Origin of the sequence: Pseudomonas sp. BCA17 (genome assembly GCF_004519405.1) — a bacterium.
GTDB lineage: Bacteria > Pseudomonadota > Gammaproteobacteria > Pseudomonadales > Pseudomonadaceae > Aquipseudomonas.
Genome location: NZ_SGWI01000009.1, coordinates 102,532 through 128,420, shown reverse-complemented (window position 1 = coordinate 128,420; position 25,889 = coordinate 102,532). Strand labels below are relative to the sequence as shown.

Below are 25,889 nucleotides of genomic sequence, written 5' to 3'. Positions count from 1 at the left end.
GGCCTTACCGACACAAACCGGTCATATACCTGTGTCTTTAAACAGGTTGACAAACCTCATGGGTTGTCGCGAAAAAGACCCTGATCAAAAAATGACCATCACGCTGCAAGCCACGCGGTTAAAGGCCTCCAGACAGCTACTACCACGTTACCCACAGCCGGTTCCACAGCGGATGGGGACAAGTCAAAACTGTGACAAAACAGGGATTTGCGGCGGCTATATGTCGCGCTTTGGAGGGTGGCCGGATTTGTTTTCCACAATTTCGAAAGCGACCCCAAAAAACCAATATGGGAGGGGGCTTGCTCCCGATAACGGTGTCAGCATCAGGTGTGCTGACTGATACACCGCCATCGGGAGCAAGCCCCCTCCCACAGGGTACTGCGTGGTTATTCAGATCAGTGGCCACCCAGGTAGGCGTTGCGCACTTCCTCATTCACCAGTAATTCCTTACCGGTGCCTGTCAGGCGAATTTCCCCGTTGACCATCACATAGGCTCGGTCCGATAGGCGCAGCGCATGGTTGGCGTTCTGCTCCACCAGGAAAATGGTCATCCCGGTTGACGCCAGCTCGCGCAGGGTGGAGAAGATCTGCTTCACCACGATGGGCGCCAGGCCCAGGCTCGGCTCATCCAACAGCAACAACTTGGGCCGGCTCATCAGCGCACGGGCGATAGCGAGCATTTGCTGTTCGCCGCCAGACATGGTCATCGCACGTTGGGTACGCCGCTCCTTGAGCCGCGGGAACAGTTCGAACATGCGCTGCATGTCTTCCTGCGCGTACTTGTCACCAATGGGGATGGTGCCCATCAGCAGGTTTTCCTCAACGGTCATGTCAGGGAACACCCGCCGCCCTTCCGGCGACTGTGCAATGCCATTGGAGGCGATGTAGTGAGACGTCTTGTGGGTAATGTCGATGCCGTTGTAGAGAATTTGGCCCGACTCGGCCCGTGGCTGGCCGAAGATCGACATCAGCAGCGTGGATTTCCCCGCGCCGTTGGAGCCGATCAGGCTGACGGTTTCGCCTTCATTGATGTGCAGCGAGACTTTCTTCAGGGCCTGGATCGGGCCGTAGTACACGTCCAGGTCTTTCATTTCGAGGATAGGTGCACTCATACCAGCTCCTCCTCGTCGGCGCCCAGATAGGCGGCAATCACTTTCGGGTCGTTGCGGATCGCGTCCGGCCCACCTTCGGCAATCACGTTACCGTGGTCGAGCACCACGATGTGGTCGGAAATACTCATCACCATGCCCATGTCGTGTTCGATCAGCACCACCGTGAGGTCGTGTTCGTCGCGCAGCAGGCGAATCATCGCGCTGAGGGCTTCGGTTTCCTGGGGGTTGAGGCCTGCTGCCGGTTCGTCCAGGCAGATGATCTGCGGCCGGGTGCACATGGCACGGGCGATTTCCAGGCGGCGCTGCTGGCCGTAGGAGAGCTCGCCGGCCAAGCGGTTGGCGCAGTCCACCAGGTCCACCACTTCAAGCCAGTAAAAGGCGTGGTCCAATGCGTCGCTTTCGGCCTTACGGTAGCCCTTGGTGTTGAGGATGCCCGCAAGCATGTTGCGGTTGACCCACATGTGCTGGGCCACCAGCAGGTTTTCCACCACCGACATTTCCTTGAACAGGCGAATGTTCTGGAAGGTGCGTGCCAGACCTGCACGGTTCACCAGGTGGGTGCCGCCGAACATCTTGTAGTACACCCGGCTGAAGAAGCTTTTCGGCGATACGAAGTCGACGGGCTGGAAGCGTTCACCGAGCAACTGGATCACGTTGGTCTGCTTGCCGCGCACGTTGAGTTCGATTTTGCCGCCGCTGGCTTTATAGAAACCGGTGAGGCAGTTGAACACGGTGGTCTTGCCCGCACCATTGGGGCCGATCAGGGCGAAGATCGAGTTGCGTTCGACCTTGAGGCTCACATCGCTCAAGGCCTTGATGCCACCGAAGTGCATCATCAGGTTTTCCACGGACAGCACGATTTCCTTGCTCATGGTGCGACCCCCTTGCGTGGCGTCACACCCGTGCGGCTGATCCGAATCAAGCCGCGTGGGCGCCAGATCATCATCACCACCATCAACACGCCAAACAGCAGCACGCGGTATTCGGAGAAGCTACGCAGCAATTCCGGCGCGACAGTCAGGACGAACGCCGCGATGACCACGCCCACCGTCGAACCCATGCCGCCCAATACCACGATGGCCAGGATCAGCGCCGACTCGAAAAAGGTGAACGACGACGGGTTGACGAAACCCTGGTAGCTGGCAAAGAACACCCCGGCCAAACCGGCAGTGGAAGCACCGATGGTGAACGCCGAGAGCTTGACCAGCACGTGGTTCAGGCCCATGGAGCGGCAGGCGATCTCGTCTTCACGCAGCGCTTCCCAAGCACGGCCGACCGGCATGCGGGTCAGGCGATGCTTGATGTACAGCACGGCCAGCACCACCAGGAACAACACGATATAGATGAACATGAATTTGATGTTGGGGTTGTAGTCGATGCCGAAGAACTCATGGAACGGCACCCCGCCATCCTTCGCACGCTTACCGAATTCGAGGCCGAGAAAGGTAGGCGATGGCACCGGCAAGCCGTTCGGACCACCGGTGAACGACAGCCAATTGTTCAGCACCAGCCGGATGATTTCACCGAAGCCCAGGGTCACGATGGCCAGGTAGTCACCGTGCATTCGCAACACCGGGAACCCGAGAATGCACCCCGCCAATGCCGCCGCGATGGCCGCCAACGGCAGCACCGTCCAGAACCCCAGCCCAAGGTATTGATAACCCAGCGCCAAGCCATAGGCACCGATGGCGTAGAACGCCACGTAACCCAGGTCGAGCAAACCGGCCAGCCCCACCACGATATTGAGGCCCAGGCCCAGTAATACGTAGATCAGCCCGAGGATTACCACGGTCAGCAGGTACTTGTTGGCGAAAATCGGGAACACGATGGCAATCACGATCAGTGCCGGGATAATCCAGCGCAGCCGCGACTTGTAATCCGGTGCCAGCACGTGCACGCCGGAACCGCTGCTCTCGAAACCCTGCAGGATCTTCACGCCCTTGGGGGTTTGCAGGAACAGGCTCATGGCGAAGCGACCGGCCATCACGATGGCGACCAGCAAGCCCACGCGGGCAGGTTCCAGGTTGAAGCTGTAGCCGTCGAGGACCACGCCGACGATGGGACCGAACACGATCAGCGAAATCAGCCCGGCGAGGACCGTATCGACCACACTTTTCTTGATATCGATAGATTTGGCAGCAGACATGTTTACACCTTCGCCACAAGTGGGCGACCAAGCAGGCCCTGGGGACGGAAAATCAGAATCACCACCAGCAGGGAGAAACTGAACACGTCTTTGTAGTCAGAGTTGATCAACCCCGAGAACAACGACTCGGAGATACCGAGGATGATCCCGCCCAACATCGCCCCAGGCAGGGAGCCGATGCCGCCGAGTACCGCTGCGGTGAACGCCTTGATGCCGATGATGAAGCCGGCGTAGAAGTCGAAGGTGCCGTAGTTGAGAGTGATGAGCACGCCGGCCAGCGCGGCCATGGCGGCGCCGATGACGAACACGTAGGAGATCACCCGGTCGGTGTTGATGCCCAGGATCGAGGCCATCTTGCGGTCTTGCTGGGTAGCGCGGCACATGCGGCCGAGCTTGGTGTACTTGATCACGTAGGTCAGCAGGGCCATGCCCGCGAAGGCAGCGACCAGGATGAACACCTTGGTGTACGTGAGCTGGACGAACCCGCTGCCGATGTCGACACGCCAGGCCCCGGCCAGCAGGGTGGGAATACCTTGTTGCTTGGCGCCCTGGGCGATCTGCGCGTAGTTCTGCAGGATCAGGGAGATCCCGATGGCGCTGATCAGCGGTGCCAGGCGGGTGGAGTTACGCAGGGGTTTGTAGGCGACACGCTCGATGACCCAACCGTAAACGCCAGTGACGACCACGGTGAAGATCAAGGTGCCGAGAATGAGCAGCGGGAAGGATTCGATGCCGAAGTAAGCCAGCAGTGCCAGACTGATCGCCGCGAGGTAAGCGGAAATCATATAAACCTCGCCGTGGGCGAAGTTGATCATGCCAATGATGCCATAGACCATTGTGTAGCCGATGGCGATCAGGCCATAGACCGACCCGAGGGTCAGGCCGTTGACCAGTTGCTGCAGGAAAATACCATCCATAACGCAATCTCACGCGGTGAGCACCTGCACACCGGTGGGTGTGCGGCACTTCTGGAGGAAAAAACAGATCTCAATAACAACCCCACTTCCTGCGGGGGGGGGCTTGCTCCCGATTGCGTTGGGTCAGTCATGCATGTGCGGCTGACACTGCGCTATCGCGAGCAAGCTCCTCCCACATTGGAACTGGGGTGCTCAGGGCTTACTTCTGCTTTTCCAACTGATGGTATTTGCCGTCTTTATCCCACTCGTAAACCACGTAGTCGGAGACTTTCAGGTCGCCTTTGGCATCCCAGGCTTTTTCGCCCATGACGGTTTTCACCGGGTGAGCCTTGAGCCACTTGGCGGCGTCTTCGCCCTTGTTGGACTTGGCACCGTTGAAGCCGGCGGCCAGGGCCTGGATCGAGGCGTAGGCGTACAGGGTGTAGCCTTCCGGCTCATAACCGGCCTTGCGGAACTCATCCACCACGGCTTTGCTGTCAGGCAGCAAGCGAGGATCGGCGCCGAACGTCATGAGGACACCTTCTACGTACTGGTTGCCGCCGGCCGTTTTCGCCAGTTCGTCGGTCACTACGCCGTCATCGGACATGAACTTGGCTTTGAGGCCCGCTTCACGAATCTGACGAACCAAAGGACCGGCTTCCGGGTGCAGGCCGCCGAAGTACACAACGTCGGCGTCCAGGGAGCGGATCTTGGTGACCAGGGCGCTGAAGTCTTTCTCGCCACGGGTCAGGCCTTCTTCCAGCACAGGCTTCACGCCGCGCTTGGTCAACTGGGCAGCGGTGGCGTCGGCCAGGCCTTTGCCGTAGGTGTCCTTGTCGTTGATGACGGCGACTTTCTTGCCTTTGAGCACGTCGACGATGTAATCGCCGGCAACGATACCTTGCTGGTCGTCCCGCCCGCACATACGGAACATGGCGCCCAGGCCGCGTTCGGTCACTTGTGGGTTGGTGGAGCCTGGGGTGATCGCGATGATGCCCGCTTCGTCGTAGACCTCGGATGCCGGGATGGTGTTGGACGAGCAGAAGTGCCCGACCACGCCGATCACTTTGTCCTGGTCCGCCAGGCGGTTGGCAACGGCCACGGCCTGCTTGGGCTCACACGCGTCATCACCGGCTACCAGCTTGATCTGCTCGCCATTGATACCGCCGGCCTTGTTGATGACATCGGCCGCCGCCTGGGCACCCTTCATGTACTGCTCACCGAAAGCTGCGTTGGCGCCCGTCATCGGGCCGGCCACGCCAATCTTCACATCAGCTTGAACAAACGTAGAAACACCCAGCGCCGCTGCGACGGCGAGAGCCAGAAAACCTTTCTTGTAAAACGTCTGGGACATGAGTGGTGCTCCGATATTTTTGATTTTTGGCACGACAACTTGCATTCAAACTTTCCACTTAAAGCCCAGAGCAAGGCGCGTGCCATTACGTTTTTATTCTTCAAAAAGACACGGTGTCATTGTTATTGCGGGCGTTTCGGCTCCTTTCGCCAGGACGTGCAACCGTCTAGCTTGAGGAGGTGCAACCTTTGCAGCGAAAAAGTACAACCCGAGCAGGTCGCACCTGCAACCAGACCGATAAACGACAGTTCCTACAGCTGTAACAACGTGCGTAACGGAACTGCACATTTACAGTGCGCGATTGCTACGACTTGCACCAATACAGATGGGTAGCCTGCTAAGAAAATGCAGGCTTTTGACAGGTATCTCGCCGATCAGATCACGATCCTGAGGCATTGCCCCGCGTGATACAGCGAGAATCCGGCTTCATACAGGCAACTGCGCAGGCCCACCCCGGCCAACGGTTGCATCGGTGCAAAGGGAATCGGCAACGCCTGGGGATTCTGGTGACACAGGTAGTCGGCGAACGCCTTGCCGACCACGCTGCCGGTGGTCACGCCACGCCCGTTATAGCCCGTGACGGCCACCAGGCCCGGGGCAGGCTCGAACAGCCGCATCAAATGGTCCGGGGTGAAGGCAATGCAGCCGGTCCAGGTGTATTCCCACTGCACCGATTTGAGGTACGGGAAGTAATGCTGCTGCACCCGATCGGCCCACGCCTTGAGGAACCACGCGGGTTTCTGACTGCCGTTGCCCAGGCTGCCGAGCAACAGGCGCCCGTCGGCATCGCGACGGATGCTGCTGAGCACCTGCCGCGTGTCCCAAGAGCCCTGCCCACCGGGAAGGATGTGTTGGGCGACGTCGTCCGTCAGCGGGGCCGAAGCGACCTGGTAGTAATAACCGGGGAAAAAGTTGCGGCGCAGCTCGGTCCATTCACCCTCGGTGTAGGCATTGGACGCGATCACCACCTGTGCCGCCTGCACAGCGCCTTGCGCGGTCTGCACGCACCACTGCGCGCCCTGGCGCTCAAGCCGGGTGACCGGAGAATGGTCAAACAGCTGCCCACCCAGGCCCACTGCGGCATTCGCCAAACCCGTGGTGTAGGCCATTGGGTTCAAGGTACCGGCACGTCGATCCAGCAGCGCGGCGGCGATCTTGCGGGTGCCCGTGGCCTGTTCGCAAGCCTGCCCGGTGAGCAGCTCGACCGGCGCGCCACGGCGCTTCCATTGTTCTTCACGGCTGCGCAAATCCGCCTCGCCACGAGCGTTGTGCGCCATGTGCAAGGTGCCTTCACGGCGCAATTGGCAATCGATGTTGTATTTGTCGACCAGACTGAACACCAGGGATGGTGCCGCGCCCAACATGCGGTTGAGCTGGCTGCCCACCGCTTCGCCGAAACCGGCTTCGATCTCGTCCGGCGGGATCCACATGCCGGCATTGACCAACCCGACGTTACGCCCCGAACCGCCGTGGCCGGTGCGATGTGCCTCCAGTACGGCGACACTTTTGCCCTGCTCCAGCAAGTGAACGGCAGCCGACAACCCTGTGATCCCGGCGCCGATCACGCACACATCCACCTTGAGTTCGCCGCTGAGTGCAGCGCGATCGGGCCGGCCGGGCGTGAGGTGTTCCCACAAACATGCTTCGCGTAATGCCATTGCCAGACTCCGATGAGACCTAACAAACAACTGAATTCAGTTTCGACCTGGTAAACCAATCAATGTGGGAGCAAGCCCGCTCCCACATTTTTAACCGCGTTTCGACAGTGGTCAGTCGAAGGTGATGCCTTGGGCCAGCGGCAACTCCAGCGAGTAGTTGACAGTATTGGTCTGGCGGCGCATGTACCCGCGCCAGGCATCCGAACCCGATTCGCGCCCGCCACCGGTCTCTTTTTCACCGCCAAATGCGCCACCGATTTCCGCGCCGCTCGGGCCGATGTTGACGTTGGCGATGCCGCAGTCACTGCCCACCGCCGACATGAACTGCTCAGCTTCGCGCACGTCAGTGGTGAAGATGCACGAGGACAACCCTTGCGGCACGGCGTTGTTCAGGCGCAGGGCCTCATTGAAGTCGCTGTAGCCGATCACGTACAGGATCGGCGCGAAGGTTTCGGTGCACACCACGTCGCTTTGCTCGGGCATTTCCACGATGGCGGGCGACACGTAATAGGCGTTGGGGAATTTGTCTTCCAACTGACGCTTGCCACCGAACACCTTGCCGCCCTCACTCAGGGCCTGCTCCAGGGCGTCCTGCATATTCTCAAAACCGTGCTTGTCGATCAGCGGGCCGACCAAATTGCCTTCCAGCGGGTGGCCGATGCGCACTTTGGAGTAGGCGGCCTTGAGACGGGTGACGATTTCTTCCTTGACCGACTCATGGGCGATCAGGCGACGCAGGGTGGTGCAACGCTGCCCGGCGGTGCCGACGGCGCTGAACAGGATGGCACGCACGGCCATGTCCAGGTCGGCGCTCGGGCCGAGGATCATGGCGTTGTTGCCGCCCAGCTCGAGGATGCTGCGGGCAAACCGCGCGGCGACTTTGGGTGCCACTTCGCGGCCCATGCGGGTGCTGCCGGTGGCGCTGATCAGCGCTACACGCGGGTCATCCACCAGCGCGCCGCCAGCATCGCGGCCGCCGATGATGACTTGGCTCAGGTACGGCGGTGCATCGCTGAAATTCTTCAGTACGCGCTCGAACAGCGCCTGGCAGGCCAGGGCGGTGAGCGGGGTCTTTTCCGACGGTTTCCAGATCACCGCGTTACCGCACACCAGCGCCAGCGTCGTGTTCCACGCCCACACGGCCACCGGGAAGTTGAACGCGCTGATCACACCGACCACACCCAGCGGATGCCAGGTTTCCCGCATATGGTGGCCGGGGCGCTCGGAAGCGATGGTCAAGCCGTACAACTGGCGGGACAGGCCGACGGCGAAATCGCAGATATCGATCATCTCCTGCACTTCACCCAAGCCTTCCTGGGTGATCTTGCCCGCCTCCCAGGACACCAGTTCGCCCAAGTCGGCCTTGTATTCGCGCAGCACATCACCGAACTGGCGCACCAGCTCGCCACGCCGCGGGGCCGGCACCTTGCGCCAGGCTTCGAATGCATGCTCGGCGCGACTGACCTGTTGCTCCACCTCGGCGGCACCTTCCCAATGCACGCTGCCGATACGGCTGCCATCGATCGGCGAATGCACGGGTTGTTTACCCGACTGGTACAACGCCGGGTTTACCCCGAGACGGTCAAGCAATGCGGCAACCATGGGTCGCTCCTTCAATCTGCAAACAGAAAATTTGCGCCGCGGCCAGCACGGCGATCCAGAGCTTATTTGTAGCTGGCCCAAGACTTGCCAACAAACGACGATTAGGCGAGATATCATTCCGTTTATTCATGCAAAGCATAAAAAGAGGCACGCCGTGCTGAACAAAAGACATTTGCCCTCGATCACCGCCCTGCAGTGTTTCGAAGCCGCCACCCGCCATTTGAGCTTTACCCGCGCGGCGGAGGAGTTGAACCTCACGCAGAGCGCGGTGAGCAAGCAAGTGGCGCAGTTGGAGGAACTGCTGCAACACCTGCTGTTCCGCCGCGTGCGCCGTCGCCTGCAGATGACGCCGGCGGGGGATCTGTACTTGGTGGAAGTACGCAAGATCCTTACGCAAGTGGAGATGTCCACCCACTACCTGCGTTCCTACGGCGGCGAGACCGAGGTGTTGCGCGTCTCTACGCCCTACACCTTCGGCGCACGCTGGCTGGTGCCACGCCTGAAGGGTTGGCGGCTGCGCCATCCGCAGATCCACCTCGACCTGTGCAACGAACAGGACCCCGATGAACTGCTGCAAGGCAAGGCCGACATGGCCTTCTACTTCGGCCAGGGCTCACGCCCCGGCACCGAGAGCCTGAGACTGTTCAGCGAGGAATTGGTACCGGTGTGCGCGCCGGAGAGCCTGCCGGCCAAACCGTTCAGCGATCCCACCCAACTGAGCGAGTTGGTCCTGCTGCAAAACGCCTCACGCCCCCAGGGCTGGCACGACTGGTTCGCCAGCCAGGGCTACCAGACCGAGCACAGCTACCATGGGCCACGTTTCGACACGTTCTATATGTGCATTCGTGCGGCGCAGGTGGGTTGTGGCGTGGCGCTGCTGCCGCGTTTTCTGGTGGAGGAGGAATTGGCCGAGGGCAAGCTGGTGATTCCCTGGCAGCATGCAATGCCGAGCCAGGATGCGTATTACCTGGCCTATCCGGAGCATTCGGCGGAGGTGCCGAAAGTCCGCGAGTTTGTGAAGTGGATGATGGAGCAAGTCGAATCAGTTTGAGGCACGTCGCCTGCAAGCCAGTGGCCTTGGCAAAAAAATGACTGGCAAAACCCCACGGGTCTATGCGCCACTAGTGCCATTCCTTAATAGAGCGTAAAGGCCGGCGCCCATCGCCGACCCATTTGGAGACTCCCATAATGAGCGAGAGTGTGTTTGCCGATCGCATCGTGCAGAACCTGCTCGACACCGACTTCTACAAGTTGACCATGATGCAGGCGGTGCTGCACAACTACCCCAACGTGGAAGTTGAATGGGAATTCCGTTGCCGTAACAGCGAAGACCTGCGCCCGTACCTGGCGGAAATCCGCTACCAGATCGAGCGTCTTGCCGAACTGAGCCTGAGCCAGGACCAACTGGGCTTCCTGGAGCGCATCAGCTTCATGAAGCCGGATTTTTTGCGCTTTCTCGGGCTGTTCCGCTTCAACCTGCGTTACGTGCAGACCGGCATCGAGAACGGCGAGTTGTTCATCCGCCTGCGCGGGCCGTGGCTGCACGTGATCCTGTTTGAAGTGCCGATGCTGGCCATCGTCAGCGAAGTGCGTAACCGCTATCGCTATCAGACCGTGATCCTCGAACAGGCCCGCGAGCAGCTGTATCGCAAATTCGACTGGCTGACCGACAACGCCAGCAGCGACGAGCTGTCGGAGTTGCAAGTGGCCGACTTCGGCACGCGCCGACGCTTCTCGTACCGGGTGCAGGAAGAAGTGGTCAATGTGCTCAAGCACGACTTCCCCGGTCGATTCGTCGGTACCAGCAACGTGCACCTGGCCCGGGAGCTGGGCATGAAACCGTTGGGCACCATGGCCCATGAGTGGATCATGGCGCACCAGCAACTCGGCCCGCGCCTGATCGACAGCCAGATCGCCGCGCTCGATTGCTGGGTCCGCGAATACCGTGGTCTGCTGGGCATCGCGCTGACCGATTGCATCACCACCGACGCGTTCCTCGGCGACTTCGATTTGTATTTCGCCAAGCTGTTCGATGGCCTGCGCCACGATTCCGGCGACCCTGTGCAATGGGCCGAGAAAGCCATCGCCCACTACCACAAGCTCGGTATCGAGCCGATGAGCAAGACCCTGGTGTTCTCCGACAGCCTGACACTGCCCAAGGCCCTGGAGATATTCCGGGCGCTGCGAGGTCGGATCAATGTGAGCTTCGGCATCGGCACCAACCTGACCTGTGATATTCCAGGGGTTGAGCCGATGAGCATCGTGCTTAAAATGACGGCCTGCAATGGCCAGCCCGTCGCGAAAATCTCCGATGAAGCGGGCAAGACTCATTGCACCGATCCGAACTTCGTCGCCTATTTGCGTCACGTTTTCAAAGTACCTGCCCTATCCAGCAAGGAGTGAATCATGCAAGCCGTACAGCGTGAGATTGCGCAGCAGCTCAAGGTCCAAGCGCCGTTCAAAGACCAGGCCGCCCTTGAGGCCGAAGTGGCTCGCCGCGTGGCTTTTATCCAGGATTGCCTGCGCAATTCCGGGCTCAAGACGTTGGTGCTGGGTATCAGCGGCGGCGTCGACTCCCTGACCGCAGGCCTGTTGGCCCAGCGCGCCATGAAGGAACTGCGCGCCACCACCGGTGACGAGGCCTACCGCTTTATCGCCGTGCGCCTGCCTTACGAAACCCAGTTCGACGAACTCGATGCCCAGGCTTCGGTGGACTTTATCGAGCCGGATGAGCGCCACACCGTGAACATCGGCCCGGCGGTGAAAGCCCTGGCCAATGAAGTGGCGGCGTTTGAAGGCAAGGCGGCGGTATCCCGCGATTTCGTGCTGGGCAACACCAAGGCACGCATGCGGATGGTGGCGCAATACACCATCGCCGGCGCGGCAGGTGGCTTGGTGATTGGCACCGACCATGCGGCAGAAGCGGTAATGGGCTTTTTCACCAAATTCGGTGACGGGGCCTGTGATTTGGCGCCGTTGAGCGGGCTGGTGAAAAATCAGGTGCGGGCGATTGCACGCCACTTTGGCGCGCCGGAGTCGTTGGTGGAGAAGGTACCGACTGCCGACCTGGAAGACCTGTCGCCGGGCAAGCCGGACGAGGCGTCCCACGGGGTGACGTACGCCGAGATCGATGCGTTCCTGCATGGTGAGCCGGTACGTGAGGAAGCGTTCAAGATCATCTGCGATACCTATCGCAAGACCGAGCACAAACGAGTCATGCCATTCGCGCCGTGAACCTGCCTCTAGACCGTTCTCACACTTGCGTGGGAACGGTCTGATTCACTCACTGATTATTGAATGCACCAAGGCCTCATTGCAGTCTCGTGACCTACCCCACGTTGGAATGCCCGGTATGTCGCACACACCTATTATGCTGATTGCACTCCTTGCCTCAACGCCGGTAAGCGCGGCGCTCGACTTAACGCCTCCTGAGTCACTCAACGAACAATCACCCGAAGTCTATGACAGCAAACGCCTACCCAATTTTTTCACCGATAACTCAGCCCAGGCCAGCTGTGATTGGCAAGAAAGCCTCATCACTGAGTCCCGGCAAATGCTCGACTGCCGTGGGACATCTCAGACGGGCGGTGCGCGCCCTGTCCATTTCATGGACAGGGCTGAAAAAAGACTGACGCACCATCACATGGAACTGGGCCTCGACCTTGAATCTTTCGAACTGATACGACCTTGAAAAAAAAGCGCCTGAAAAGGCGCTTTTTTTGACCGATGTCGGCTTACTTCAGGGTCACAGTGCCTTTCATCATCGAGATGTGGCCTGGGAACGAGCAGAAGAACGCGTAATCAGTACCCGCCGCCAGCTTCGACACGTCGAACGTCACCGAGTCTTTCTCGCCGGCACCGATGATCTTGGTGTGGGCGATGATGCGGGTGTCGCCGTCTTTCAGGTAGTTCTTGTCGATACCGGCGGCCATGCCGTCGCTGGCGACGCCAGGCATGTCGGCAGCCGAACTCAGCACCCAGTTATGGCCCATGACGTTTTTCGGCAAGTTGCCGGAGTGGGTCAGCTCCACGGTGAACGTCTTGCAGCTTTTGTCGATTTCAATGGCCTTGGTGTTAAAGGACATCTGATCAGTGGAGTCGACGGTGACCTTGCACTCTGCAGCAAGCAACTGGCCGCTCGCCAGAGTCAGCAGGGAAACAGCAACGAGTTTGGCAAACATGTGAATCTCCAAGGCAGGGTTTAAAAAACGCGTATTGCGACAAGGGTGCCTCAAGCAGGCAGAAATGTGTATGACCTGAGTCAACAAATTGTATACAACTTTAGGCTATCAGACTTATCGACACAATCAACCAGCCAAAGTGCCACACGCTGACTATGATCGGCCCATCACCCACTGGAGTCCGAGCCATGCACCTCAACCAACTCTTCAACGGCCTGTTCGCTGCCTACGCCTGCGGTAAGTGAAGGCCAAGCGCGCTGCTAAGCTGATACCATGGCAACCCAAGGCAGCTGCACGCCGCCACCCTCACCTTCGACCCTAGAGGATCGCCCATGGCCAAACCTAATTACTCCTTCGCCAAACGTCAGAGAGACCTGGCCAAGGAGCAGAAGAAAGAGGAAAAACTGCAACGCAAGAAAGCCGCTGCAGAAGGAGAGACCGACGGTCTGAACCAGGATGTGGATACTGAAGAGACGAACGACGCGTCTGAAACACCAAAAGATCCGGCTGAATAAATTCCTTTGTGGTGAGCAGGCCCGCCCGGCTCACCACAATCTGCTACTCCAGCGGCATCACCGTCACCCGCACTTCCGGGTCATGGCTCCCTCCTCCCAGAATCACCCCTCGCAACGGCGACACATCGGAAAAGTCCCGGCCCCAGGCCAGGGTGATGTGCTCCAGTGCCGGCTGCACATTATTCGTCGGATCGAAATCCACCCAGCCCGACACCGGGCAATACACCGAAACCCAGGCATGGGACGCATCGGCGCCGATCAGGCGTGGCTGACCAGGCGGCGGCTGGGTGAGCAGGTAGCCGCTGATGTAGCGCGCCGCCAGGCCACGCGAACGCAGGCAGGCGAGCATCAGGTGCGCGAAGTCCTGGCAGACACCGCGACGGCGCTCCAGCACTTCCACCAGCGGTGTGGCGACCTGGGTAGCTTCGGCATCGAACGTGAACTCACTGAAGATCTTCTCCATCAGCGCTCGCGCCCCCAACAATAATGGCGTGCCTCTGGGGAAACAGCTTTCGGAGAACTCAACGAAGGTTTTCTTCAGGTGCACGTACGGCGATTCAAAGCGATAGCGGCAGGCTTCGATCAGTTGTGCCGACATCGGCTGGCTGCTGTAGGTCAGGCTGTCACGGGTCTGGTCCCAGGCCGGCGACTGCTGAAAGTCCAGCGCCGGCCGCGCCAGCACCTCCACGGTCAGCCCTGCGTTCACCAGCAGCTCGTCATGAGGCCGTTCAAACGCAAGACGGGTGATCGGGTTGCCGAACACGTCCAGCTCATCACGCCGCGAGGATGGCTGCGGGCTGATGTCCAGTTGCTGCAAGCTGCAGCGCTGCCAGGCACAGGGCCGAGGCCATAGATGTGCCAGTTGCTGGGCCAGGGACACCGGGCTGTCATAGTGGTAATGGGTATCATGGAAAATCTGGTAGCGCGCACTCATCACACCGACACCGTCTGTTGGCTGACATCATCTACATGGGCGAAGTGACGCAACGCCAGGCGATCCGACACCTGCCCACTCTCATCGGCCACCGCTTGCAGCAGGTCGGCCAGGCCGTCCAACGCGGCGCGTACACTGGACTCGCCGAACAGCGGGTTCTCCAGGCAGCCCAGGTCGAAACGCGTCAGGCGCTCCACCAACGGCCCAAGGCCGAGTTCCCGCGGCACTCCAAAGTCATCATTGAGGCGACGCAGGGTCCGGCTCACTAATTTGAGCTGGAACAGCACGGCATGGGGGTTCTGCTCATCCAGCAGCAGCAAGTCGAGCACAGGGATCAACTGCGGTACCGCCAGGTAGCGAGAACGGTAGGTGATGCTGCTGTTACCCAGCTCCAACAACCACTCCAACCCCGCCTGATCGAAGACCGCCATGCCACGCAGGAACGCGGCGAGGCTGCTGCTGAGAAATTGCAGGCGTTCGATACGCCGCCCCATCATCAAGAAACGCCAGCCTTCGTCGCGGGTCATATCGTCCAGGGCAAACCCGGACAGCGCCGCCAGCGACATCACCAGACGATTGAGGAAATCCAGCAACTCGCCGAAATCCGGCACTTCGCTTTCCAACTCCAGGGCTTCGCGCTGCAACTCCACCAGCGCCTGCCAGTTTTCCCGGGACAACTTACCGCGCACCTGGGACGCCGCCCATTGCAAGCGCTGCAGATTGGCCCGCAGGCTCGACGGCCAGTCATCGCCGAGCAAGGCTGCCAACAGGCGCTCAGGTAACTCACCCTCCTCCGGCAGCAAGCGCAGGCTGTCACCCAGCTCGACCGCGGCCTGCAACGCCCGAGGGTCGTCGCCGTCGACATACCGCGCCAACACGATGCGCAGCCAGCGCGCGCTGTTATCACAGCGCTCGCAATAACGGCCAAACCAGAACAGGTTCTCCACCACCCGTGACGGCAGATAAGGGTCGCGGCGCACCAGGTCATGCACGCCGATTGCCCGTTGCGCACGCCAATGCTCGCCACCCGCGGCACGTTCGCCGAGCACCCAGGTGTCTTTACTGGCGCCACCGCGTTGCATCGACACCACTTCGGCATCCGCCTCAGCCGCCACGCGGGTCAGCCCGCCAGGCAGCACACGATAGCCTTCATCACTCGCCACGGCGTACACACGCATGCCAATGGCGCGGTGTTGCAGATGGTCATCCACGGTATGCCACACCGGTGCCTGGGACAGTTGCGCCAGCTCCTGGGCGACATAGGCGTAGGGGCGCGCACGCATGCGTTCGGCCAGGGCCTCGCGTTGTTCGTCGTTCAAGTCACGACCGAATACCGGGGTAAAACTTTGCGAAGGAAACGCCGGTTTGATCAGCAACTCCGGGAGTTTTTCCAAGGCTTTTGCAAGCACCGGCCCCTCACCGCACCACCAGGTGGCGATGGACGGCAGGATCAGTTCTTCGCCAAACAGGAACTCGTTGATCTTCGGCAGGAAACCGAGCAGACCCGGGGATTCCAACACACCGCTGCCCAAGGCATTGGCCACCAGCACGTTACCCTGGCGCACGGCATCCAGCAGGCCGGGCACGCCGAGAGCCGAGTCGGTGCGCAATTCCAGCGGGTCGCAGAAGTCGTCATCCAGCCGGCGCATGATCGCGTGCACCCGACGCAGGCCACTGAGGGTTTTGAGGAAGACCGTGCTGTCGCGCACGGTCAGGTCGCCACCCTCCACCAGCGGGTAACCCAATTGGCGTGCGAGGTAGAGGTGTTCGAAATAACTTTCGTTGAACCGCCCAGGGGTGAGTAGCACGACCAGCGGCGGTTGGTCATCGCCAGGCGCCTGTCGAGCCAGGGTTTCCTGCAGGGTGCGGAAGAAACCTGTGAGGTGCTGCACTTGCAGATCGCGGTACAAGTCGGGGAAGGCACGGGACACGATGGTGCGGTTTTCCAAGGCGTAACCCGCCCCCGACGGCGCCTGTGTCCGGTCGGCGGTGACCCACCAGCGCCCATCCGGTGTGCGCGCCAGGTCCACGGCATACAGGTGCAGAAAAGCGCCCTCCGGCGGCTGGATACCCTGGCACGGCCATAGGAAGTTGTTATGCCCGAACACCAGCTCGGCCGGCAGCAGGCCCTCCGTGATCAAGCGTTGCGGACCGTAGAGGTCGGCCAGCACGGCATTGAGCAAGCGCGCACGCTGGGCGATTCCCGCAGCAAGGTGCTGCCATTCATCGGCAGCCAGCACATGGGGCAGCAAATCCAGTTCCCACGGGCGGTCGGCGCCCTTGGGGTCGGCGTAGACGTTGTAGGTCACGCCGTTTTCCTGGATTTGCCGGGTCAACAGCGCCTGACGCTGGGCCAGTTGCGCGGGCGTACTGCGTTGCAAGTGGTCGAGCAGGCGCTGCCAATGGGCGCGCACCGTGCCGCTGTCGTCCAGCAGTTCGTGATAAGTGCCCGCAGTCAGCGGGTAACGGTCGAGCAAATCGGACATGGAACGCTCGGCAGGGCAAGGAAGGTCAAAGTCACCGCAGTCTAATGTGGACAAGCGCTGTGTGGCGAGGGAGCTTGCTCCCGCTGGAGTGCGAAGCGCTCCCTGGATCTCTGGGGCCGCTACGCAGCCCCGCGGGAGCAAGCTCCCTCGCCACGGAAGCGTGTTCTCATCGTTGATCGGCGTCAGTCATTTTTATGGGGGAAGCGTCTCAGGTCCAAGGTCATGGGCAACTCGTCGTTAATCACCAGAGAAGGTACAGGGAGCTTTCCGGGACTATGCCCCAAACGGAAAAACCGCGCCATGCGCCGGCTCTCGGCTTCATTGGCATTCACCGGCAAGCTGTCGTAATTACGCCCGCCCGGATGGGCCACGTGATACTGGCAACCGCCCAGGGAGCGCTGCATCCAGGTGTCGAGCACGTCGAACACCAGCGGTGCATGCACCGGGATCGTCGGTTGCAGGCAGTTGGCCGGTTGCCAGGCGCGGTAGCGCACGCCGGCGACAAACTCACCCACCCGCCCCGTGGCTTGCAGCGGCACCGGGATGCCGTTGCAGGTCAGCAGGTAGCGTTGCGGCGGCAGCCCGTTGAGCTTCACTTGCAGACGTTCCAAAGACGAATCCACGTAGCGCACCGTGCCGCCCACCGCGCCCTCTTCACCCAGCACGTGCCAGGGTTCGAGGGCCTGGCGCAGTTCCAGCTCGATGCCACCGACCGCGTAGTCGCCGACTTTGGGGAAACGAAACTCCAGGTGCGCCGCAAACCATTCGGCACGCAGCGGATACCCGGCGGCATTCAGCTCGACGATCACATCGGCAAAGTCCTGCTCGATAAAGTGCGGCAGCAGGAAACGGTCATGCAGCTCAGTGCCCCAACGCGCCAGCTTCGGCGGCGCATAGGGTTCGCGCCAGAAACGTGCGACCAGTGCACGCAACAGCAATTGCTGGGTCAGGCTCATGCGCGCATGGGGGGGCATTTCAAAGGCACGCAGTTCCAGCAGGCCCAGCCGGCCAGTGGCACCGTCGGGCGAATAGAGCTTGTCGATGCAGAATTCCGCGCGATGGGTGTTACCCGTCACGTCGATCAGCAGGTTGCGCAGCAGGCGATCGACCAACCACGGCGGGCACTCTTCGCCCGGCGCAGGCATTTGCGCAAAAGCGATCTCCAGCTCATAGAGAGCATCGTTACGCGCCTCGTCCACCCGCGGCGCCTGGGAGGTCGGGCCGATAAACAGCCCGGAAAACAGGTAGGACAGCGACGGATGGTTGTGCCAGTAGCTGATCAGGCTGCGCAGCAGATCAGGCCGGCGCAGGAACGGTGAATCCTTGGGCGTCGCGCCGCCCAACACAAAGTGATTTCCACCCCCGGTGCCGGTGTGGCGCCCGTCGATCATGAACTTTTCGGTGGTCAGGCGGGTTTGCCGCGCCTCTTCGTAGAGGAATTCGGTGCGCTCCACCAACTCGTCCCAGGTGGCGGACGGTTGCACGTTGACCTCGATCACACCCGGGTCCGGCGTGATACGAAAGTTGCTCAGGCGCATGTCAAACGGTGGCTCGTAGCCTTCGAGCAGGACCGGGCAATGCAGCTCTTCGGCGGTGGTTTCGATGACGGCCACCAGCGCCAGGTAATCCTCGACGCGTTCCAGCGGCGGCATGAACAGATACAGGCGCCCTCCCCGCGCTTCAGCACACAGTGCGGTGCGGGTCAGCCAATCGGCGGACTCATCCACGTTAGGCACGCGCTCGGCGCTGGGTGCGGGTTCGCCGAGGCTCTGCAGTTGCCCATTGGAAGGCAGCTCATGTTGATCCTGATTCGGGTCAGTCGGATGCACGAACGGATACTCCGCCGCGCTCACCCATGGCTGCGACGCCAATGGCAGGCGATAGCCGAGCGGCGAATCCCCCGGCACGAGCCGGCAGTGGTTATCGCGCAAGTACCAGCGCCCGCTCTGCCAACGATCATTGGCCGCCGTGCGCGCCAGCGGCAGCACGTGGCCGATGACTTTATCCAGGCCCTGGCTGAATACCTTGCGCAGGCGTTCACGCTCCAGCTCGTCGCCCAGGCGCGAGTCCTGGGCGGTGACGTTCTGCGGCAGCGCGCCCTCGCGCCACAGGTAGTAGAAATTGTCCTCGAAGGCCGGGAACACGAAACGGGTGGGTAACTTGAGGCGTTCGGCGACGCTGGCCAGGAAGCGTCCGGCCATTGCGTCATCAGCGCCATAGTCTTCCTGCTCGTCGGCGATCAGGGCAGTGTTGTGCCAGATCGGCACACCGTCGCGGCGCCAGTAGCAGTTGAGCGACCAGCGCGGCAATTGCTCGCCGGGGTACCACTTGCCCTGGCCGAAATGCACGAGGCCCTGCGGCGCGTAGTGCTTGCGCATGCGCTGGAACAGCTCGGCGGACAGGCGTCGCTTATCCGGCCCCAGGGCGGCGGTGTTCCACTCGGCACCGTCGGGGTCGTCGATGGAGACGAAAGTCGGTTCGCCGCCCATGGTCAGGCGCACGTCATCCTTGAGCAGGTCACTGTCGATCTGCCGGCCCAGGGCCTGGATCGCCAGCCACTGCTCTTCGGTGTAGGGCTTGGTCACCCGTGGCGCTTCCCAGATGCGCTCCACCGACATTTCATGGGTGAATTCGCACTCGCACGGTTCCACCAACCCACTGATCGGCGCGGCAGAGGATGGATCGGGACTGCAAGCCAAAGGGATATGCCCTTCACCGGCAAACAGACCGGAAGTGGCATCCAGGCCGATCCATCCCGCACCGGGCAAATACACTTCGCACCAGGCATGCAGGTCGGTGAAGTCCACTTCGGTGCCGGACGGGCCGTCCAGGGCTTTGACGTCGGCAGTCAGCTGGATCAGGTAGCCGGACACAAATCGCGCCGCCAACCCGAGGTTGCGCAGCAATTGCACCAGCAGCCAGGCCGAGTCGCGGCACGAACCGGAAGCGTTTTCCAGGGTGAACTCCGGCGTCTGCACGCCGGGTTCCATACGGATCAGGTAAGCAATATCGGCGGCCAGGCGCTGATTGAGCCCTACCAGGAAGTCCACTGCCAGCAATGGCGTACGGTCGATGCCGGCCAGGTAGGCGGCAAACGTCGGCGTCAGCGGCAGGGTTTCCAGGTACGGGGCCAGCTCACGCTGCTCATCGGCGGCGTAGGCGAACGGGATTTTTTCGGCGTAGGGCTCGAGGAAAAAGTCGAACGGGTTAAACACCGCCATCTCGGCGACCAGATCGACTTCGATACGCAGCTCGTCAGTCTTTTCCGGAAACACCAGGCGCGCCAGGTAATTGCCTTGGGGGTCCTGCTGCCAATTGATGAAATGCTGCTCGGGCAGCACTTTCAACGCATAGGACAATATCCGCGTGCGGCTGTGGGCTGCGGGGCGCAAACGTACGATCTGCGGGCCGAGTTCGACAGCCCGCTCGTAGCGGTAATGCGTAACGTGGTGCAACGCGACATGAATCGACACGGCGGCCTCCTGCGAGCCAGGGCATGGAAACAACGCGCGCAAGACTTATGCCAGAGCGGCAGCCATTGCGCTTTATCGTAAGACCCGGTGCAGTACAGCACCAAAACGGCGCCAGGGGTGGTGACGTGGTGCGAGGCTCGCACATATTTGTGGCACACGTGCGAGGGTGGGGTGGTGAATCTACCCAGTCAACGGTGTTTGTGTCGGGCAATCATGGCCTGGCGCAGGCGACGGACTTCGATCAGTTTCTGACGCATTTCGCGGTGGCGTTTGCTGTTGAGCAGCAATAGCCCAAGCAATGGCAACAACAGACTCAAGGAATACATCACCCCGTTCGGTTGATCATTGAGGGTTGGCAATACACCCACAAAGCACACCCCCAAAAGCACCACCAACGGCCACGTCCATTGGGGACGCCCGCGTGCAATCATGAAATTGCAGTGAACAATCACTAGCGTGAGCGCGATACCCAGCAGGAAGGAGTACTTGGCGTTATCTGCCATGGACAAGCTTGGCATATAGCTGTCGAAGAACACCGGAACCGCAAGCACGAGGGTGAAAATGCAGGCAAATATCGCCCCCATGAAGACCGGAAAATACGTCGACAGAAAACTGCGAATGCTGGGCAGCTCGTTCATTCTTTGATCTCCTCATACAGCCCTACGGCGATCGTGCGCACGTTCCCTGACACCGCACTGCCGGTAAAACCGACGGTCGCGCCCACGGCATCCTTGATCGCCGTAACGGTTGCATGCCTGACCTCGGTAGGCGTGAACCGCTTGGGCAACTCACCCGACAACTGCTTCAACTTGAGCATCTTGGACGTCAGGCGTGGGTCGTTGATGCTCAGCAGTTCTTTGGTCAATTTGGCGCGTTCCTGTCGGTTCAGCCCCCTGAGTACCTCTCTTACACTTTTTCCGGTAGCGGCCTTATTCAGCCGCACCAGCTTGACCGTTGCCAACGCCGATGAACCCACCCCAACCAACGACGCCGCATCCAGGGCAATCATGGTGTATTGGTACCACTCCTCACTGTCGAGCTGATCGTTGCGCGCGGGGTTGCGGATCTCATTGACCGTGCGATAGCCGCTGGCAAAACACTGCACTGAACTGGCTGCCGCGGCTGTGTAGCCGAGCGCCACGACCACCGAACTGGCCCCTGCCGAAAACGGGACCGCGACGGAACCACTGAGCACCACAATCCAACCGATGACCGCGCCACCACACGACAGCGTGGTATTGACCGCTTCGTCCACTAATCGGGATTCACGTGGGTTGTCTTGCACCTGCTGGGCGAATTGCGTTGGCGCGATGTACTTCTGCGCCTCACGCAGGATCACACGCTTGGGTGCGATGCTGCAGATGGGCTGGAATTCGCGCAGGGTGACGACATTGAAGTCGGCATCGATATACACCACACCCGCCCCCACAATACCGGGGTCGGCGTCGATGGCGGCAAACAGGCGCGGCAGGTTCATCTGGCTTTCAATGCGCTGGCGCGCCATGAACTGCGAGCGGTTCGAGTCCATGCCGATACCGGCCAGGGGGCTGCCCATGGGGTGTTCTTCCTTGAAATGGGTGGAGACTGAACTGGCGCTTTGGCGAGCAAGCCCGCAAAGGCGATTTAACGGCCGCCACCTTAACAAACAGGCTACCTACCCGCTAGAAAGCAAAACGCCAGCACTTGGCTGGCGTGTTGCGTTTCAGGCTGCGATCAACGCGGCACGACCGGCTTGCGGGCAGGCTTCTTGCCTTTGCCCTTGGCCGCATCGGTGCGCTCCTTGGCGGCCTGCTTGTTGCGCGCCTGGGCCGCGGCCTTGGCTTGCTCGCGCTTGTCCCACGGGTTGCTGCCGTCGCTGCCACGGGGTGGCAGGCCGGTGTGCTGAGTGAGGATCCGGGTGGTGGTTTCCTTGGCGACCTTGTGGCTGCCTGCCGGTGTCGAGTTCTTGCGACGTGCACTCTGGTAGCTGTCGGTGGACGGCTGGTGCAGCGGAATCAATTGGTCCTTGCCCGGCCCGATCAGGTCGGCACGGCCCATGCGGGTCAATGCCTCACGCAGCATCGGCCAGCCTTTAGGGTCGTGATAGCGCAGGAACGCCTTGTGCAGACGGCGCTGCTCCTCGCTCTTGACGATGGTCACCGCATCGCTCTTGTAGGTGACCTTGCGCAGCGGGTTCTTTCCCGAGTGGTACATCGCCGTGGCGGTGGCCATCGGTGACGGGTAGAACGCCTGCACCTGGTCGGCACGGAAGCCGTTGCCCTTGAGCCACAGGGCCAGGTTCATCATGTCTTCATCAGTGGTGCCGGGGTGAGCCGCGATGAAGTAAGGAATCAGGTACTGCTCCTTGCCCGCTTCCTTGGTGTACTTCTCGAACATGCGCTTGAACTTGTCATAGCTGCCGATGCCCGGCTTCATCATCTGGTTGAGCGGGCCTTCCTCGGTGTGTTCCGGAGCGATCTTGAGGTAGCCACCGACGTGGTGCGTGACCAACTCTTTCACATACTCCGGCGACTCCACGGCCAGGTCGTAGCGCAGGCCGGAAGCGATCAGGATCTTCTTCACACCCGGCAATGCACGGGCGCTGCGATACAGCTGGATCAACGACGAGTGGTCGGTGTTGAGGTTCGGGCAGATGCCCGGGAACACGCACGATGGCTTGCGGCACGCAGATTCGATTTCCGGGCTCTTGCAGGCAATCCGGTACATGTTCGCGGTCGGGCCGCCGAGGTCGGAGATGACCCCGGTAAAACCCGGAACCTTGTCGCGGATCTCTTCGATCTCGCGAATGATCGACTCTTCGGAACGGTTCTGGATGATGCGACCTTCATGCTCGGTGATCGAGCAGAACGTGCAGCCGCCGAAGCAGCCCCGCATGATGTTCACCGAGAAACGGATCATGTCGTAGGCCGGGATTTTTTCCTTGCCATACGCCGGGTGCGGAATACGTGCGTAAGGCATGCCGAACACGTAATCCATTTCTTCGGTGGTCATCGGTATGGGCGGCGGGTTGAACCACACGTCCACTTCACCGTGCTTCTGCACCAGGGCGCGGGCGTTGCCCGGGTTGGTTTCCAGGTGCAACACGCGGTTGGCATGGGCATAGAGCACGGCGTCATTGCGCACCTTTTCCACCGAGGGCAGGCGGATCACGGTCTTGTCGCGGGTCATCTTCGGGCTGGCCAGGATCTGCACGACCTTGGCTTCCGACGGATCTTCAACAGGCCCCTTTTCTTGCTCGATGGCGCAGGCCTGGGTGTCCTGGGTATTCACGTACGGGTTGATGATCTTGTCGATCTTGCCCGGACGATCGATACGCGTGGAGTCCACTTCGTACCAGCCCGCAGGCGTGTCACGGCGAATGAACGCGGTGCCGCGCACATCGGTGATGTCTTCGATCTTGTGGCCCCACGACAGGCGCTGGGCAACCTCGACGATGGCCCGCTCGGCGTTGCCGTACAGCAGGATGTCGGCGCTGGCGTCGATCAGGATCGAGTTGCGCACCCGGTCCTGCCAATAGTCGTAGTGGGCGATCCGGCGCAGGGAGGCTTCAATGCCGCCGAGCACGATCGGCACGTGTTTGTAGGCTTCCTTGCAACGCTGGCTGTACACCAGGCTCGCGCGGTCCGGGCGCTTGCCGGCCATGCCGCCGGGGGTGTAGGCGTCGTCGGAGCGGATTTTCTTGTCGGCGGTGTAGCGGTTGATCATCGAATCCATGTTGCCGGCCGCGACGCCGAAGAACAGGTTCGGCTCGCCGAGCTTCATGAAGTCGTCTTTGGACTGCCAGTTCGGCTGGGCAATGATCCCGACGCGAAAGCCCTGGGACTCCAGCAGCCGGCCGATGATCGCCATGCCGAACGACGGATGGTCAACGTAGGCATCACCGGTGACGATGATGATGTCGCAGGAATCCCAGCCAAGCTGATCCATCTCCTCCCTGCTCATCGGCAGGAACGGCGCTGGACCGAAACACTCGGCCCAGTACTTGGGATAGTCAAATAACGGCTTGGCTGTTTGCATGACGATGACCGGTGTTGAGATGAAAAAACTGAGATGAGAAATCGCGGGCGCGGAATATAGCACAAATTTTGACCAATTCCGACGATAACGGTCGGAATTGAGCAGAGGGCTTACTCGTCGTCGTCGAAGTTGTAACTACCCGGCGCCAGGTTCTCGAAACGCGTGTACTTGCCGATGAAGGCCAACCGGATGAAACCGATGGGGCCGTTCCGCTGCTTGCCGATGATGATTTCGGCGATGCCTTTGTGTTCGGTCTCGGGGTGATACACCTCATCGCGATACACGAACATGATTACGTCGGCGTCCTGCTCGATCGCTCCGGATTCCCGCAAGTCGGAGTTCACCGGACGCTTGTTGGGGCGTTGCTCCAGGGAGCGGTTGAGCTGGGACAGCGCCACCACCGGGCAGTTGAATTCCTTGGCCAGGGCTTTCAAGGATCGGGAGATTTCGGAAATCTCGTTGGTACGGTTGTCGCCACTGGAACCCGGGATCTGCATCAACTGCAGGTAATCGATCATGATCAGCGCGATGTCACCGTGCTCACGCACCAGGCGGCGGGTACGCGCGCGCATTTCCGACGGGCTGATGCCGGCGGTGTCATCGATGAAAAGCTTGCGGTCGTTGAGCAGGTTGACCGCCGAGGTCAGGCGCGGCCAGTCATCGTCTTCCAGTTGGCCGGAACGCACCTTGGTCTGGTCGATGCGCCCCAGTGACGAGAGCATACGCATGATCAGCGATTCGCCAGGCATCTCGAGGGAGTACACCAATACCGTCTTGTCACTGCGCAATACGGCGTTTTCCACCAGGTTCATCGCGAAGGTGGTCTTACCCATCGACGGACGGCCGGCGACGATGATCAAGTCGGCCGGTTGCAGGCCGCTGGTTTTCTCGTCGAGGTCGGTGTAGCCGGTGGAAATACCGGTAATGGCGGCATCGGTGTTGAACAGGGTGTCGATGCGGTCGATGGCCTTGGTCAACAACTCGTTGACGCCTACCGGCCCGCCGGTTTTGGGCCGCGCTTCAGCGATCTGGAAGATCTGGCGCTCGGCCTCATCAAGAATTTCTTCGGCCGTGCGCCCCTCGGGGTTGAAGGCGCTGTCGGCGATTTCGGTGCTGATACCGATCAACTGACGCAGAGTGGCCCGTTGGCGAACGATCTGGGCATAGGCCTTGATGTTGGCGACGGACGGCGTATTTTTCGCAAGCTCTCCCAGGTAACCGAGACCGCCGACCTGGGAGGTCTGGCCTTCCTTGTCGAGTTGCTCGGCCAGGGTCACCACGTCGATCGGCGAGTTCTGGTCGGCCAGCTTGGCGATGGCGCGGAAGATCAGGCGGTGGTCATGCCGATAGAAATCGCCGTCCGAAACCTGATCCAGCACGCGTTCCCAGGCGTTGTTGTCCAGCATCAAGCCACCGAGCACGGCCTGTTCGGCCTCGATGGAATGCGGCGGCACCTTCAGGGCAGCGGTTTGCAGATCGTATTGCTCGGGAGCTGAAATATCGTTCATGGCCACT

20 protein-coding genes are annotated in these 25,889 nt (G+C 60.8%); 5 read left to right on the top strand and 15 right to left on the bottom strand.

The window, feature by feature from the left end; translation table 11 throughout:
• Nucleotides 1-395: 395 nt before the first annotated feature.
• The 7 genes from EXW71_RS26650 to EXW71_RS26620 form a co-directional block, all read right to left on the bottom strand.
• Nucleotides 396-1,112: an ABC transporter ATP-binding protein gene (locus EXW71_RS26650; RefSeq protein WP_123716095.1), complete on the bottom strand. Its 717-nt coding sequence runs from the start codon at nucleotides 1,110-1,112 to the stop codon at nucleotides 396-398.
• The gene (locus EXW71_RS26645; RefSeq protein ID WP_134660988.1) at nucleotides 1,109-1,984 is read right to left on the bottom strand and encodes an ABC transporter ATP-binding protein; all 876 of its coding nucleotides are present in this window, start codon (nucleotides 1,982-1,984) and stop codon (nucleotides 1,109-1,111) included. Before EXW71_RS26645 ends, EXW71_RS26650 begins: the two co-directional genes overlap by 4 nt.
• Complete coding sequence (gene livM / locus EXW71_RS26640; protein ID WP_123716096.1) at nucleotides 1,981-3,258, bottom strand: high-affinity branched-chain amino acid ABC transporter permease LivM; 1,278 nt, start codon at nucleotides 3,256-3,258, stop codon at nucleotides 1,981-1,983. The genes EXW71_RS26645 and livM overlap by 4 nt, the downstream gene beginning before the upstream one ends.
• Nucleotides 3,259-3,260: 2 nt before the next feature.
• Complete coding sequence (locus tag EXW71_RS26635) at nucleotides 3,261-4,175, bottom strand: branched-chain amino acid ABC transporter permease (RefSeq protein ID WP_010213575.1); 915 nt, start codon at nucleotides 4,173-4,175, stop codon at nucleotides 3,261-3,263.
• Nucleotides 4,176-4,374: 199 nt separating this feature from the next.
• Nucleotides 4,375-5,508, bottom strand: a complete 1,134-nt coding sequence (locus EXW71_RS26630; protein WP_134660989.1) for a branched-chain amino acid ABC transporter substrate-binding protein — start codon at nucleotides 5,506-5,508, stop codon at nucleotides 4,375-4,377.
• 374 nt (nucleotides 5,509-5,882) lie between these two features.
• Nucleotides 5,883-7,166, bottom strand: a complete 1,284-nt coding sequence (locus tag EXW71_RS26625; RefSeq protein WP_134660990.1) for an FAD-binding oxidoreductase — start codon at nucleotides 7,164-7,166, stop codon at nucleotides 5,883-5,885.
• A 111-nt stretch (nucleotides 7,167-7,277) separates the two neighbouring features.
• A complete protein-coding gene (locus EXW71_RS26620) occupies nucleotides 7,278-8,768 on the bottom strand; it encodes an aldehyde dehydrogenase family protein (protein ID WP_134660991.1) in 1,491 nt (496 codons plus the stop codon).
• 154 nt (nucleotides 8,769-8,922) lie between these two features.
• Between EXW71_RS26620 and EXW71_RS26615 the strand changes: the two genes are divergently transcribed.
• From EXW71_RS26615 to EXW71_RS26600, 4 genes are all read left to right on the top strand, one after another.
• Nucleotides 8,923-9,819, top strand: coding sequence for a LysR family transcriptional regulator (locus EXW71_RS26615; protein ID WP_123716099.1), 897 nt, complete (start codon nucleotides 8,923-8,925; stop codon nucleotides 9,817-9,819).
• Nucleotides 9,820-9,956: 137 nt separating this feature from the next.
• The gene (pncB, locus tag EXW71_RS26610) at nucleotides 9,957-11,171 is read left to right on the top strand and encodes a nicotinate phosphoribosyltransferase (RefSeq protein ID WP_123716100.1); all 1,215 of its coding nucleotides are present in this window, start codon (nucleotides 9,957-9,959) and stop codon (nucleotides 11,169-11,171) included.
• Nucleotides 11,172-11,174: 3 nt separating this feature from the next.
• Nucleotides 11,175-12,002, top strand: a complete 828-nt coding sequence (nadE, locus tag EXW71_RS26605; protein ID WP_123716101.1) for an ammonia-dependent NAD(+) synthetase — start codon at nucleotides 11,175-11,177, stop codon at nucleotides 12,000-12,002.
• A 118-nt stretch (nucleotides 12,003-12,120) separates the two neighbouring features.
• Entirely contained in the window at nucleotides 12,121-12,459 is a 339-nt protein-coding gene (locus tag EXW71_RS26600; RefSeq protein ID WP_134660992.1) for a hypothetical protein, read from the top strand.
• Nucleotides 12,460-12,502: 43 nt separating this feature from the next.
• On the opposite strand, the gene azu is transcribed toward EXW71_RS26600, so the two are convergent.
• On the bottom strand, nucleotides 12,503-12,949 hold the full coding sequence (gene azu, locus EXW71_RS26595; RefSeq protein WP_134660993.1) for an azurin: 447 nt from the start codon (nucleotides 12,947-12,949) through the stop codon (nucleotides 12,503-12,505).
• A gap of 332 nt (nucleotides 12,950-13,281) precedes the next feature.
• On the opposite strand from azu, the gene EXW71_RS26590 reads away from it, so the two are divergent.
• Nucleotides 13,282-13,464, top strand: a complete 183-nt coding sequence (locus tag EXW71_RS26590; protein WP_134660994.1) for a hypothetical protein — start codon at nucleotides 13,282-13,284, stop codon at nucleotides 13,462-13,464.
• A gap of 43 nt (nucleotides 13,465-13,507) precedes the next feature.
• On the opposite strand, the gene EXW71_RS26585 is transcribed toward EXW71_RS26590, so the two are convergent.
• From EXW71_RS26585 to dnaB, 7 genes are all read right to left on the bottom strand, one after another.
• On the bottom strand, nucleotides 13,508-14,398 hold the full coding sequence (locus EXW71_RS26585) for a transglutaminase family protein (RefSeq protein ID WP_134660995.1): 891 nt from the start codon (nucleotides 14,396-14,398) through the stop codon (nucleotides 13,508-13,510).
• Nucleotides 14,398-16,884: a circularly permuted type 2 ATP-grasp protein gene (locus EXW71_RS26580; protein ID WP_134660996.1), complete on the bottom strand. Its 2,487-nt coding sequence runs from the start codon at nucleotides 16,882-16,884 to the stop codon at nucleotides 14,398-14,400. The genes EXW71_RS26585 and EXW71_RS26580 overlap by 1 nt, the downstream gene beginning before the upstream one ends.
• Before the next feature lie 182 nt (nucleotides 16,885-17,066).
• Complete coding sequence (locus EXW71_RS26570) at nucleotides 17,067-20,357, bottom strand: DUF2126 domain-containing protein (protein ID WP_134660998.1); 3,291 nt, start codon at nucleotides 20,355-20,357, stop codon at nucleotides 17,067-17,069.
• A 188-nt stretch (nucleotides 20,358-20,545) separates the two neighbouring features.
• Nucleotides 20,546-20,995 (bottom strand): hypothetical protein, encoded by a 450-nt coding sequence (locus EXW71_RS26565; protein WP_134660999.1) that lies wholly within the window; start codon nucleotides 20,993-20,995, stop codon nucleotides 20,546-20,548.
• Nucleotides 20,992-21,912 carry an NAD synthetase gene (locus tag EXW71_RS26560; protein WP_134661000.1) on the bottom strand — a complete coding sequence of 307 codons (921 nt, stop codon included), beginning with the start codon at nucleotides 21,910-21,912 and terminating at the stop codon, nucleotides 20,992-20,994. Before EXW71_RS26560 ends, EXW71_RS26565 begins: the two co-directional genes overlap by 4 nt.
• A 158-nt stretch (nucleotides 21,913-22,070) precedes the next feature.
• The gene (locus EXW71_RS26555) at nucleotides 22,071-24,374 is read right to left on the bottom strand and encodes a YgiQ family radical SAM protein (RefSeq protein WP_123716109.1); all 2,304 of its coding nucleotides are present in this window, start codon (nucleotides 24,372-24,374) and stop codon (nucleotides 22,071-22,073) included.
• A 110-nt stretch (nucleotides 24,375-24,484) separates the two neighbouring features.
• A complete protein-coding gene (gene dnaB / locus EXW71_RS26550) occupies nucleotides 24,485-25,882 on the bottom strand; it encodes a replicative DNA helicase (protein WP_034095616.1) in 1,398 nt (465 codons plus the stop codon).
• Between the last annotated feature and the right edge of the window lie 7 nt (nucleotides 25,883-25,889).

Bases quoted from the DNA above. Each gene is read 5' to 3' on its own strand.
- EXW71_RS26650 (WP_123716095.1), bottom strand. From the start codon at position 1,112: ATGAGTGCACCTATCCTCGAAATGAAAGACCTGGACGTGTACTACGGC.
- EXW71_RS26645 (WP_134660988.1), bottom strand. From the start codon at position 1,984: ATGAGCAAGGAAATCGTGCTGTCCGTGGAAAACCTGATGATGCACTTC.
- livM (WP_123716096.1), bottom strand. From the start codon at position 3,258: ATGTCTGCTGCCAAATCTATCGATATCAAGAAAAGTGTGGTCGATACG.
- EXW71_RS26635 (WP_010213575.1), bottom strand. From the start codon at position 4,175: ATGGATGGTATTTTCCTGCAGCAACTGGTCAACGGCCTGACCCTCGGG.
- EXW71_RS26630 (WP_134660989.1), bottom strand. From the start codon at position 5,508: ATGTCCCAGACGTTTTACAAGAAAGGTTTTCTGGCTCTCGCCGTCGCA.
- EXW71_RS26625 (WP_134660990.1), bottom strand. From the start codon at position 7,166: ATGGCATTACGCGAAGCATGTTTGTGGGAACACCTCACGCCCGGCCGG.
- EXW71_RS26620 (WP_134660991.1), bottom strand. From the start codon at position 8,768: ATGGTTGCCGCATTGCTTGACCGTCTCGGGGTAAACCCGGCGTTGTAC.
- pncB (WP_123716100.1), top strand. From the start codon at position 9,957: ATGAGCGAGAGTGTGTTTGCCGATCGCATCGTGCAGAACCTGCTCGAC.
- nadE (WP_123716101.1), top strand. From the start codon at position 11,175: ATGCAAGCCGTACAGCGTGAGATTGCGCAGCAGCTCAAGGTCCAAGCG.
- EXW71_RS26600 (WP_134660992.1), top strand. From the start codon at position 12,121: ATGTCGCACACACCTATTATGCTGATTGCACTCCTTGCCTCAACGCCG.
- azu (WP_134660993.1), bottom strand. From the start codon at position 12,949: ATGTTTGCCAAACTCGTTGCTGTTTCCCTGCTGACTCTGGCGAGCGGC.
- EXW71_RS26590 (WP_134660994.1), top strand. From the start codon at position 13,282: ATGGCCAAACCTAATTACTCCTTCGCCAAACGTCAGAGAGACCTGGCC.
- EXW71_RS26585 (WP_134660995.1), bottom strand. From the start codon at position 14,398: ATGAGTGCGCGCTACCAGATTTTCCATGATACCCATTACCACTATGAC.
- EXW71_RS26580 (WP_134660996.1), bottom strand. From the start codon at position 16,884: ATGTCCGATTTGCTCGACCGTTACCCGCTGACTGCGGGCACTTATCAC.
- EXW71_RS26565 (WP_134660999.1), bottom strand. From the start codon at position 20,995: ATGAACGAGCTGCCCAGCATTCGCAGTTTTCTGTCGACGTATTTTCCG.
- EXW71_RS26560 (WP_134661000.1), bottom strand. From the start codon at position 21,912: ATGGGCAGCCCCCTGGCCGGTATCGGCATGGACTCGAACCGCTCGCAG.
- EXW71_RS26555 (WP_123716109.1), bottom strand. From the start codon at position 24,374: ATGCAAACAGCCAAGCCGTTATTTGACTATCCCAAGTACTGGGCCGAG.
- dnaB (WP_034095616.1), bottom strand. From the start codon at position 25,882: ATGAACGATATTTCAGCTCCCGAGCAATACGATCTGCAAACCGCTGCC.